The sequence below is a fragment of the [Clostridium] symbiosum ATCC 14940 genome (assembly GCF_000466485.1).
GTDB classification, from domain to species: Bacteria; Bacillota; Clostridia; order Lachnospirales; family Lachnospiraceae; genus Otoolea; species Otoolea symbiosa.
This window is the reverse complement of sequence record NZ_KE992883.1, coordinates 1-11418: the sequence shown is the minus strand read 5'-3', so window position 1 is coordinate 11418 and position 11418 is coordinate 1. Positions and strand designations below refer to the sequence as shown.

The 11418-nt window shown below is 44.5% G+C and carries 15 protein-coding genes; 14 read left to right on the top strand and 1 reads right to left on the bottom strand.

What is annotated here, in order from left to right; genetic code table 11:
* The 7 genes from CLOSYM_RS08960 to CLOSYM_RS22770 all read left to right on the top strand — a co-directional run.
* The coding region (locus tag CLOSYM_RS08960) for a ParM/StbA family protein (protein WP_021641870.1) at nucleotides 1-983 on the top strand (983 nt) is incomplete at its 5' end.
* Nucleotides 984-998: 15 nt separating this feature from the next.
* Nucleotides 999-1322 carry a hypothetical protein gene (locus tag CLOSYM_RS08955; protein ID WP_021641869.1) on the top strand — a complete coding sequence of 108 codons (324 nt, stop codon included), beginning with the start codon at nucleotides 999-1001 and terminating at the stop codon, nucleotides 1320-1322.
* Between the two features lie 10 nt (nucleotides 1323-1332).
* The gene (lepB, locus tag CLOSYM_RS08950; RefSeq protein ID WP_021641868.1) at nucleotides 1333-1791 is read left to right on the top strand and encodes a signal peptidase I; all 459 of its coding nucleotides are present in this window, start codon (nucleotides 1333-1335) and stop codon (nucleotides 1789-1791) included.
* Between the two features lie 20 nt (nucleotides 1792-1811).
* Nucleotides 1812-2207, top strand: a complete 396-nt coding sequence (locus tag CLOSYM_RS08945; protein ID WP_021641867.1) for a zinc ribbon domain-containing protein — start codon at nucleotides 1812-1814, stop codon at nucleotides 2205-2207.
* A 327-nt stretch (nucleotides 2208-2534) separates the two neighbouring features.
* Complete coding sequence (locus tag CLOSYM_RS08940) at nucleotides 2535-2876, top strand: PadR family transcriptional regulator (RefSeq protein WP_021641866.1); 342 nt, start codon at nucleotides 2535-2537, stop codon at nucleotides 2874-2876.
* Nucleotides 2869-4179, top strand: a complete 1311-nt coding sequence (locus CLOSYM_RS08935; RefSeq protein ID WP_021641865.1) for an FtsW/RodA/SpoVE family cell cycle protein — start codon at nucleotides 2869-2871, stop codon at nucleotides 4177-4179. Before CLOSYM_RS08940 ends, CLOSYM_RS08935 begins: the two co-directional genes overlap by 8 nt.
* Complete coding sequence (locus CLOSYM_RS22770; protein ID WP_154662221.1) at nucleotides 4166-4315, top strand: hypothetical protein; 150 nt, start codon at nucleotides 4166-4168, stop codon at nucleotides 4313-4315. The genes CLOSYM_RS08935 and CLOSYM_RS22770 overlap by 14 nt, the downstream gene beginning before the upstream one ends.
* Nucleotides 4316-4522: 207 nt before the next feature.
* Here CLOSYM_RS22770 and CLOSYM_RS08930 read toward each other — a convergent pair whose 3' ends face one another.
* Nucleotides 4523-4837 (bottom strand): helix-turn-helix domain-containing protein, encoded by a 315-nt coding sequence (locus CLOSYM_RS08930; RefSeq protein WP_021641863.1) that lies wholly within the window; start codon nucleotides 4835-4837, stop codon nucleotides 4523-4525.
* Between the two features lie 485 nt (nucleotides 4838-5322).
* Between CLOSYM_RS08930 and CLOSYM_RS08925 the strand changes: the two genes are divergently transcribed.
* The 7 genes from CLOSYM_RS08925 to CLOSYM_RS08895 all read left to right on the top strand — a co-directional run bounded on the left by CLOSYM_RS08925 (nucleotide 5323) and on the right by CLOSYM_RS08895 (nucleotide 11379).
* Nucleotides 5323-5760, top strand: coding sequence for a sigma-70 family RNA polymerase sigma factor (locus CLOSYM_RS08925; RefSeq protein ID WP_021641862.1), 438 nt, complete (start codon nucleotides 5323-5325; stop codon nucleotides 5758-5760).
* Complete coding sequence (locus tag CLOSYM_RS08920; RefSeq protein ID WP_002570158.1) at nucleotides 5753-5938, top strand: helix-turn-helix domain-containing protein; 186 nt, start codon at nucleotides 5753-5755, stop codon at nucleotides 5936-5938. Before CLOSYM_RS08925 ends, CLOSYM_RS08920 begins: the two co-directional genes overlap by 8 nt.
* A gap of 369 nt (nucleotides 5939-6307) precedes the next feature.
* Entirely contained in the window at nucleotides 6308-6550 is a 243-nt protein-coding gene (locus CLOSYM_RS08915) for a hypothetical protein (RefSeq protein ID WP_002570157.1), read from the top strand.
* 229 nt (nucleotides 6551-6779) lie between these two features.
* A complete protein-coding gene (locus CLOSYM_RS23005; protein WP_021641860.1) occupies nucleotides 6780-7958 on the top strand; it encodes a DNA topoisomerase subunit B in 1179 nt (392 codons plus the stop codon).
* 11 nt (nucleotides 7959-7969) lie between these two features.
* Complete coding sequence (locus CLOSYM_RS08905; RefSeq protein WP_021641859.1) at nucleotides 7970-8275, top strand: TopoII/MutL transducer domain-containing protein; 306 nt, start codon at nucleotides 7970-7972, stop codon at nucleotides 8273-8275.
* A 233-nt stretch (nucleotides 8276-8508) separates the two neighbouring features.
* Nucleotides 8509-8952 (top strand): hypothetical protein, encoded by a 444-nt coding sequence (locus CLOSYM_RS08900; protein ID WP_242828658.1) that lies wholly within the window; start codon nucleotides 8509-8511, stop codon nucleotides 8950-8952.
* A gap of 90 nt (nucleotides 8953-9042) precedes the next feature.
* Nucleotides 9043-11379 (top strand): hypothetical protein, encoded by a 2337-nt coding sequence (locus CLOSYM_RS08895; protein WP_021641857.1) that lies wholly within the window; start codon nucleotides 9043-9045, stop codon nucleotides 11377-11379.
* Nucleotides 11380-11418: the final 39 nt, after the last annotated feature.

Here is an 11418-nt window from a genome sequence, read left to right as displayed (position 1 = left end):
TGCCGCGCCTGAAGGCGCGCGGAATGGAGATTTATATGGTTATATCAGTGGATACAGGGAATAAGCAGATTAAGACGGAACATTTTGTATTTCAGTCCGGATTGAATGAAATGGATATCATGCCGCCAAAACTGGATACAAAAGTCCTGGAGTATAATGGGAAGTTTTATACTCCATCCAACAGGCGGATTGCGTACATGAGGGACAAGACGTTTGATGAAAGGTATTACATATTAGCACTCATGGGGGTGGCAAGGGAGTTAGAGGACCGGCTGAACCGGGGGATTTACCGTCCGGTACCGAACCGGCCGGCCGGGATAGAACTTCTTGTGGGGCTTCCTCCGGCTGACTTTTCAGGGCTGTATGAGAAGTTTGAGAACTATTTCCGGCGGGACGAGGAACCTGTTTCTTTCCGGTATGGCGGCAGAGAGTATCTGATTTGCTATCGTGATGTCGTATCCTACATTCAGGCTTATGCGGCTGCCATCATGTACTCTAAGGATATGCGGCTGCGTCAGTTGGCAAAGGTGCTGATTGTAGATATCGGCGGATTTACACTGGATTATTTGCTGCTCCGCTATGGAGAACCAGATACAGAGCTATTTGATTCCTTGGAAAAAGGAATTATACCATTGTACAATGAAATACGAAACAGGGTGAGAAAACAGTATGATATTCTTTTGGAAGATTCGGATATAGACCTGGTAATTCAGGAAGACAGTTCCCCGCTGTCAGAAGAGATAAAAGAACTGGTTAAAAGTGTCGTTTATGAGTATGTGGTGAATACCTTGGGGATATTTCGGGAGATCGGGATTGATTTTAATTCTATCACAACCATTTTTGTAGGCGGAGGTTCCATGCTTCTTACTGATGTAATAAAAGAAGTGTGGATTCGGTACCGCGGGGAGTATCACATCATTGCTGATCCGCTAGCGAATGCAAAGGGTTATAAGAAACTGTATCTGGCGGACCATGCGTATTAGTCTGGGAGGATAGGAATGGAAAAGAAAGATGAGTATAGATTTACAATCCGCTTTGATCCGGATGACGACAGGCACCGGCTGGTGGCCCAAATTCTGAACTCCCAGGGCAGGAAAATTGCCAGGTATGTAGCGAGGGCAGTTCTGGCCTACCATGGGGAGGGAGATATTTCCGGTTACGAGGAACTTCCCCCAAATAATAAAAGAGGGAAGGCGGCAGAATCTGGTTTAAGGGAAGACGCCAGTTCTTCATCTGTTCATGAAGTAGAAGCGGGATATGAGATGGATGAGGAAGAAATTGCGCTCTTAAAAAATACCAATCATATGTTCCGAAGAAAGTAGGGCAGGGCGTATGAAATTGAAACGGAAATATGCAGTAATTATAAATATAGGGCTTGCCGTATTGGCAGCCCTATGGTTCGGTCATTATTATCGGCTGGCGGTCGTGAGTGGAAGGTCAATGGAACCGTCACTGTCCCAGGGAGATTTGGTGGTTGTGAAAATGGGAGTAATGCCACAGCGCGGTGATATTGCGGTGATTGATTCCAAGGTGCTGCATAAGCGGATTATCAAGAGGGTCATAGCCGTGGAAGGGGATACTGTTATGGTATCCGATGGGGAGATGCGGATAAATGGAAGAGTTTTAGAAGAGACGTATATAAAAGAACCATATGAACATATCAGTGATTTTTTTATTGTACCGCCTCAGAGTGTATATGTTTTAGGGGATAACCGCAATTTCTCAAGGGATTCCAGAATGATTGGGTTTATCCCTATGGAGGAAGTAACTGGAGTTTTAATCTATCCGTAAAATAGATTTGGAGGTAAGTGATGAATAAAAGAAATATAGATGTTATATATGATGAAGCAATGCACTGTGGGGTATTTAATCTTGTTTGGATCCTGGTAATGGCTGGAACCTGTTTTTTGCAGAAGAGGAAATATCCAGTAATTATTATGTTTTTCATCCAGATAGGGATACAGCTCAAAACGACTTCAAAGATTTTTGTGAATTACAGGCCGAATCGGAGATGTCCGCTCTGTGAAGCCATCATTCCGGAAGACAGTAATTATTGTCCAGCCTGTGGCTATATTGTTCATAAAGACTTATGGGGGACGGAGGACAAAGTTGAATTTAATGAATCGGAGGAGTACGATGTGAAGAACTGCGATATCAATGCGGCTTACAGACGGATTGAAGAGGAGGTTATAGACGGCATAGCCTGATTGGACTGTGATAAAGGTTATGCAGTTGCTAATCACAAGGGTAATTTCTGACTATTCGTTTCCGAAAGTCAATTGACGCTATCCAAAAGTTGATTTTCTGTTGCCCTAATTCAAAAAAATCGTTATAGTAATCTTGTTTTTACATAGTCACATTATAACATGTAACGGATAAGAGATAGTTGTCGTTAGCCATCTTTTCTTTTTTTGGACTATCTATTTCCCGACAGTCCTTTTTTCTTGACAGGATTCCAGCACAGAGTTATTATATAGACAATCTATACAATAAGTTGATATAACACCATACCAGAAAAAGGAGGATCAACAATCATGGCAGTTGACAAAAGCCTGATATCCGGAAACACCAGCATGTTGCTATTAAAGCTCCTGTCAGAAAAGGATATGTACGGATACGAGATGATTGAGACACTGGAGGCAAAATCCAACCACGTCTTTGAACTGAAAGCCGGCACCCTTTATCCCCTGCTCCACACCATGGAAGCCGGGAACCTGCTGACATCCTACGAGCGGGAAGCCGCCGGCAAGACCAGAAAATACTACAAAATTACAAAAGAAGGCCAGAAAACTCTGGGCAGAAAACAGAAAGAGTGGGATGAATATTCCAAAGCGGTAGGTCAGGTGATGGGAGGTGTGAACTTTGGAAATGCATGAATATCTTGAGATCCTGAAAGCACAGATCCGCTGCGTGAAAGTCAGAGATTCCGTAGTAAAAGAGGTGGAAGACCACATCAAAGATCAAGCCATGGCATACCGGCAAAGCGGAATGACAGAATCCGAAGCCACCGCCGAGGCTGTTCGCCAGATGGGAGACCCGGTGGCAGCCGGTGTGGAGCTGGACCGGATTCACCGACCGACCATGGATTGGAAGCTAGTGGCATTTGTTGCGGTCTTAAGTATTATCGGTCTGCTGATCCAATACGCATTTGGCAGGCAGCAGGCGGATCTCACCATGTTTTTCAGACAGTGTGTGCACACCGGAATTGGAATTCTGCTTATGGTGGCGGTGTGTCTGGTTGACTACAGTGTCATAGGAAAATATGGATTTGCGCTGTGGGGGCTGTTGTCTGGTTTTGTCCTGCTCACTGTCCTGTTTGGACCAACATATAATGGAAGCCATCTGTATATTAGAAATTACATTTATCTGTATGTGCCAGTCTACACCGGAATTTTGTATCACTACAGAAATGGAGGCGTTACCGCTCTGGTGAAATGCGGACTGCTCCACATGGCCGCCATGATTCTGTCTCTGATGGCGGTCACCATTCCGGCCTGTTTGGATGTTACGGTGATCTGTCTGATGATGACATCCATTGCCATCTGGAAAGGATGGTTTGCGGTGAATAGAAAAGCCGCCTTAGCCGGATTGTGGCTGGCAGCGGTACTTCTGCCTTTGATTTTTGTGGGAATCGGGGTGTTTAATTTCATGCCGTATCAGACTGCCAGACTGGAGGCCGTGTTGAATCCGGCGGTTGATCCGCTTGGTCGCGGTTATATCCCGGGAGTGATCCGTGACACTCTTCAGTGGAGCACTTGGGCAGGGCCGGCAGTAAAAACTCTGGATGGGAGAATGGGAAGCCTGCACACGGATTATATTCTCATCCAGTTGATTTCCAGCTATGGACTCCTGGCAGGCGCCGGGGTCGTGCTGGCGGCTATCGGTTTCGTTGTACATGGATTCCACATGACTGTCCGGATGAAAAACCAGCTGGGTCAGATGCTGGGAATCGGCTGCTGCCTCGTGTTTTTCCTTCAGATATTTCATTATGTGATGTTGAATCTGGGAAGGGGCCTTATCAATACGGGAATGCCCTTTTTATCCTATGGCAAAGGTCCGGTGTTTGCCACATCCATTCTTGTGGGACTTCTGATGAGCATTTACCGCTATAAGAACATTTCCACGGAACAAAAAGCCGGATACCGCCAAAGATACCGGCTTCGGATTGAGAAGATATAAACAGGTGATCATCATCACGGCCGACGATGACCTTGTCAGGAAAATTGAGCCGTGTGTGGTCTGCTCCTCCAAACGGTTCCAGATGATTGAGGAATTGAGCAGCCGTGGCAGATATGTAATCAAATGGCATCTATAATGTCATGTGTGGGGTTGAAGCAGTGAAGCTAATGTGAGGTTATATGTGGAATATACTTTGCAGAGTTAAGATAGAATCACAATTTACATAGATAAGATAAATCCGGGCATATGATTTTATAATCATCTGTCCGGATTATTGTCAAAAAAACATGAAAAATTCATGAGAAAAGTCAGAAATTGTAATTTTGCTTTTGATATAATACAGTTATGGATCCACATCCAACATGGTTTTGGTCATGGCTGTTATGATTGTAATTTGCTTATCATTACACTGTGACAGAATCCGATGCAGTTGATCAGTCTCTTTCGAGTCCGGGTACAAAAATAAGTCTACTGAAAGACGTAAGGCCCGGAATAGAGCGATAAAGACTTTTAGACTGGGAATATCGTTTTTATTTTCTATATCCATTAAATAACGGGTACTAATATCAGCTTTTTCTGCAAGTTGTGCCTGTGTCAGCCCTTCTTTGATTCTTGCCTGCTTAATAATAGTACCAAGTTGTACAAGAAAACTTTCCATAGTTCACCTCCAGTAACGAGTAATAGTTCACACTGATTAATACTATATTTAACGGTTGAAAATGAAAACGAGCCAGTACCCTCAATTATTAGTGAAATAATAGTTCATATAACGTCGAGACCAAGAATGGTTGCTAATAAAAAAAATGCGGCCTATTCTTGCACCTCGGCGTGTTTTTTGGCTGCAGGAATTGAGGAAGTATGGTTACCGGGAAAGGTTTAAAAAAATTAAATAAAATTGCAGCCGTATTAAAAAAAGAAAGAAAAAGCTATTACACATTTATGCGATAATATACGAACTATTCTCCGTATTAGCATATGCATTAATAGCTCATACCCATTCAAGTATTCGCTGGATTATGTATCCAGCGGTGTTTTTTTTGCAAAATTTGTCGCTTTATGCGGTTGGCTGCCGATTACCACACTGCCGTTCCCCACCAGGAACCTCCATTTTCAGATGAAAAAAATTGAAATGGAGGAAATGATATGGAAGACAAAAATAAAGAGTTTTCTACGCAGGATTCGTTTAGTGCATATCTCAAAACAGCAGTGAGGAACACAAAGATTAAATATATTAAAAAGCATGTCAAAATCCAGGAGGCAGAAATACCGATTGAGGATTCAGCCTATGCAGAAGCAGAGTCCGGTCAGGGAGACTACTACCGGCATTTAGAGGAACAGGCCAGCAGGCTATGCGAGGACTTTGGAGATGTGGAGCAGCTTCTCAATCTGATTGAAAATGAACGGTTATTGGCTGCGCTTATGAAACTCGATGATGAAAGGAAACGGCTGATTTTTTGGCGTATTATTAACGGAATGAGTTTTGAGGAGATTGCAGCACGTCTCCATATTCCGATGAAGAAGGCAGTTGACACTTACTACAATACGCTGAAAAAGCTGAGAAAGGAGATGCGGCATGGTTGAATTTGAAGGGGTACTGGAGCTTGCCAAGATGGGGGACAGAGAGGCATTAATGAAAGTGATAGAGATGTATCGTCCCCTGCTGATCAATCATTCCATGATTTGTGGGAGGTTTGATGAAGATCTCTATTATGAGCAGGTACATACGCTGATCCGTTGTGTGCATAAGTTTGTGAAATAGCATATATAGTGCTTGCGCTGAGTTGACATGCACTATATGATGTGTTAATCTGGAGATGATATTGATTTAATATTCTTCTGAAGAATATGTTGTATTTTGTTCCGGCCTGTTCCGGAAGTTAAAAATTTGGCTATGGCCTTAATAAACAGGTCCTGTATTGGGACCGCGAGAAAGACACTTAAATGTATTATGCGTTTAGGTGTCTTTTTTTTGTTTCAGAGAGGAGGGGAGACGGATTTAAGAAAATTAGATGTTAGGAAAAGCTGGCGAAGAGGAATATATCATCAGAGGAATGAAAATGAATATCAAGAAATTCAGGAAAGACAATCTGAGAAACAAAAGGTACAGTTAGAGGTAAGGAGGTATCGTATGAGTCAAATGGTATCAAATATCTGTGAGAAGCGCAGCATACTGATTTCAGGAATATTGGAATTTCCACTCCAGGTAGGAGAACCCGCCTGCTATTTTTATAATGGCAGAAGGGTAAAAACGGCCAGGGTCAAGCGGATTGTGGAAATTGCGTTGGATCATGCCTGTTTCGAGACAGCGAACTTGTGTTATAGAATTGATTATTTTCCTGTTGCGATGGCCATGGCGAAAAAAGCAGGTTGATAAGGAAAAGACAACAAAAGGGGAATTATATATGGTATATGGCTTTTGGTATTTAAAAACAGGCTGTTATAGCCTATAATTGTATGAATAGGGAGACTGTTTTTTCTTCCGGGAGCAGTAGCCTGAGATGATTGATATACCGAAAGGAATGACAATATAACTGCCGGGCTGGCTTTATTGCCAGTCCGGTACAGTTGTCGCAGGGTATGCGGAAAAGAGGATGGTGTGTATGGCAGGAAATGATTTAGCAATCGTTGAAAATATACGGCTGCAGCTGAAGGATATTAATCAGCTGGCACAAAAGGTGGATTTAGTGGGGCAGAGGATTACTGGTTATTCGGGAGCTGTTTCTTGGGAGACGTTTGTTAAGTATGAGATTAAGGAAACAGTTGACTTTGGGGAGGAATTTGTGCGGCTGCTGTCTGTCTGGATAAAAATGCAGCGTGAAAATTCCTATGGCATAAGTCCGAGGCAGGAAGGAAAGTCTACGAAAATGCTGCTGGTAGAACGGTTTGGCACAGGAGAATTATCACACCTGAAGGTAGAAGAAATCAGGGATCAGAGGATTTTCCGGGAAATGGAGGAATATCTGATTGACGATCATGTGGATGAGAGGCTCAGGGCAAGAGAAGTAAAGAGCATGAAATATGTGACGGGTGCCGCCATTGTGGGTAAAACGGGAGATATCCTGTATGTCGGGCAGACACCCATGTATTCCTTTCTGCTGGGCAAGGCGTATATGGTAAGTTATAAGCCGTCTGTTTATCATGATATTGGGGAAATCCTGTTTTCGGGGGATTTATACAGATACGTTAGAAAACGTCCAGGTATGTATATCGGTTCTACAAAGGGGAATGGACTTTACCGGCTATTGTACGGATTGGTGGAAAGCATGTTAGAGGATGCCACAGAAAAGACGATTTCCGTATGGCTGCGGGCAGAGAATGTGGTGGAGATTGTCTGTGAGAGTTATCAGTTAGCCAATAATAACAGCTATACCAGAGATATGGGGATTGCCAGCGCGTTGGGAGAGTTTTTCGAGTATCAGAATGAAAGACAGTTTATCCGAACAGAGGAGGGCATTATTGCCGCAGAGAACCATAATCACACGGTTGCTGCGGGAACGAGAATTGTCTGGAAACCGGATTGTACGGTGTTTGCTGCCAAAGAATTGGATTATTTTTTAATTATGGGCAGAATGATTGAGCTGGCGGCGCTGAACCCGTATATTATATACCTGGCGAATGAGGAGAATGGGTGCAAAGTCCGGGTTCCATCCGATATTGGGTATTTTTTGAAAAGGGATTACTCGCTGTTTGGGGTCGGGAGTATTCTGAATGTGAATATAGTGGGAAATCAGTTTACGGGAGAAGTTGTCCTGTATTTTTCTCAATCAAGGGGGGCATAAGGAAAAGTTATGTGAACAGCCAGATAACACAGGAGGGAGGCGCGCATGTGGAGGGGCTTATGAAAGGGGTCCGAAGAACGTTGAAGCGGATATTGGAAGAATACGGGAATAAGCTGATGCCTGGCGACGTGCTGGAATATCTGAATTATGTGGTGCATTTACGGATTGAGAAGCCCAGATGGTGTGGAAGTAGAAAAACAAGGCTAAAAAATCTGGAAGTAAAATTAGCGGTTGAGAAGCAGGTGGAGGAGCAGAAGTATGTGTTCTTAAAACAGGATATTTCTCCTTTGAAATCAATCTATTTTAGCTTATTTTAAGGAAGGTGGGGAATGGTATAACAACATTGAGACAATTTTAAGACACTATTGCGTCAGCAACAACATTGACACACAATTTCAAAAGAATTATAATGATAAAGTCAGATTCTATGCATGAGGACATGATGGGAGGCCATAAATCTGATACAACTGAATAGGTGGGGTCCGGCAATCATTTTTCGGAATGGTTGCTTTTTTGTTACCCGTAAATTGGAACTGGAGGTGAAAGGAAGTTGCATTCTGAAAAGAAACATACGCACTGGAAGAATATAAAAGAAATGGCGGAGGTGGAAGCAGCGGGAATGATGGCAGAGTTGCAGCAGGTACAACGCAACCACATGATAACTGTTATCCCGCAGATTGCGTTTTTTGCGTTTATGGCCGTGACTTGTACGGCCTGCCTGATTATGCCGGTATCGGCAGATGATATTTTCGACATTGCCAAAAGCGCGATGCAGAGTGTCTACAAGGATGTTGCCGGCATTGCCACGGTGGCAGCTGTGGTATGTTCGGCCGTGTGCCTGTTTTTGATGAACTTTTCAAAATCAGGAAAGACCGTGGACGAATCGCGTGCATGGCTGAAACGTATTGTGGTCTGCTGGGCAGTGTTAATGACGCTTGGAGCTATCGTAACCTACATGGAGAAGATCATACCAAAGAGTGAGTTTAGCGGTTAACAAATCCTAAAAAATATGCCGGCGCTTCCCCGGCAGAAAGGAGGGGTATTTGAAAGGAAAGTCAGTTGGGCTGAAAACATGCCATAAAGTATGAGATGGCTGATACAAATGCTTCTTGAAGCGGTCAGAGAGCAGTGTTCACAGTTTATCATTGATATGATGGAGATTGTAAATCAGGTTTTTACCGAGCTGTTATCCTGCGATCTTGATTTATTTGAGGAATTGTTCAGCGTGGTAAAGGACTTATACAGGGAGGCAATCGTTCCTTTGGCGATTGCTATTTTATTGCTTATTTTTATCTGGCAGCTTTTAAAGGGCATGTTTGGAAAATACTTAAATTCGGAAGACCCGATGGAGCTTGTAATACGGAGTTGTATCTGCCTTTTTATGGTGACAGGAGCGAAGAGTATCGTGAATTACGTCCTTGATGTGGCGGGGACGCCGTATGACTGGGTGACCGGAACACATATCACGGTTGTATCTTTTGCCGATTTTACCTCTGCGGCTGAAGCTGTTACATCAGGACTTGGAATTGACGCATTGAATATCCAGCTGCTGATGGTAATTATTCAGTTTATGGTTGCCTGGAATTATTTAAAACTTCTGTTCATTATGGCGGAACGGTACGTCCTTCTCGGCGTGTTTTCATACACGGCTCCTCTTGCCTTTGCGACAGGAGGATCGAAAGCCACAAACAATATCCTGTCCTCCTGGTCTAAAATGTTTGGCGGGCAGGTGGTGCTTATTATATTGGATGCATGGTGCCTGAAAGTCTATTTAAGCGGCTATGGAAATATGATGGCAAGTGGTTATGGGTTCACAAAATTTTTTGCGGCAACCCTGTGTCTGGTCGGATTTGGCAAGATTGTGTTTAAACTGGACTCGTATATGGCGTCACTGGGCGTTAATCTGGGGCGGACAAGCCCTGGTATGGGAGGTCTTGGTGTTATGATGATGCTGGGACGTGTCTTTTCCCAGTTTGGAGGTTCTGCCGGAGGGCATGGATCACCGTCAGGAGGCAGGAAAGGTCCGGCTGCAGGAGCCAGTAAAATGGCTTCTGGCATGGGTAGCCCGATACCGATGGGAAATCCGGGCTTTAGCGGGGCAGGTGGGAAAACGTCAAGTGGCGAAGATTCGGCGGCGATGGCGGGAAATGGTTCCGATATGGGAGTGCCATTGTCAGGACAGAAAACTGGTGCTTTCCAGGATAAGCCGAATGGAATGCCAAAGGATTCTTATGCGCCGGATAATAAAACATTTGGTGCGGACATGGGTGTACCTTCTTACCAGGATAATCCGTCTGCAAAGAATAATGATTTTGCAGATGGCGGAAAGGCTGCTGATAACATGGGATTTGAAACACCTATTTCGGACGGCTATGATGAAGGTCCGTTTACCGGTGATATGGACTCTGGCATGGTGAATTCTGATATGGGATACGGCGAGAATGGGGCAGTTCCGGCTGATACCTTTGATGGAGCGGTTGAGACCGGAGGAAATGCAGTAGAAGCCGGCCCGTTTGATTATGATGATGCATTTGACGCCGCCGATATGGGTGGGGCGTTTTCAGATCAAAGCAGCATAGATGCCAATACTCCTGATGGTTCAGGCATCAGCGGAGGACTGGACACCGGCATTGCAGACAATATGGGTATTGGCTCCGGAGACAGCGTAGACACCGGTATGGCAGAAAGTCTGGGCACCATGAACGCAGGTGGTGTTTCCTTTGATGATGGAAATGCTTCTGGTGCTGGGATTTCCTTTGATTCCGGTTACCAAAGTGCTGATACGGGAGATGGCACAGATGGATTTACGCAAGATGGTTCTGCAATATCAGGCAGCCATGAAAGCGGTATTTTGCAGATGGCAGATGCACAGGGCATATCAGGGAATGAAAATGGTACGAATGCCGGATTGTCCGGCATTGAGTCAGGTACCGGCAGGAGCGCAATGACAACAGAAGCTGGAAGCAGTGTTGCTTCCCAGACAGGAGTTGCAGGTTCTTTAGAGCCGGGAAGAACAGGAATCGGTGACGGAGGCATCCAGGCGGCTGGCGGAATATCCGGCGGCGGTCAGGGTGTTTCAGGTCAGCCGGCCGGTGTGACTATGCCACAGAATTATCAGCAGTCTGAGCATGATGGCGTGAAGTATGCCAGATTTGCGGCTGATGAATATGAGAAACCCAACACGCCTCACCGGGTTGTGGAAGCAGACGGAAAGTGGTTCTATGAAGTGAAACTGGAACCGATCCAGGCCGGAATCAAGGCTACCCTGCAAAAAGACGGTAAGGTCCATTACGAGAAGACCTATAAAGAAGTACTGCCGGAAGTGCCTAAGAAGAAACAGAAGGCGGCTCCCAAAAAGGAGAATGCTCCGGGAAACAGGACAAAAGGGAAGAACAACCCTAAGAAAAATAGGGGGAGGTGAGACGCATAGCATTCTGGTGATATGTCAAGAACTTTTTGA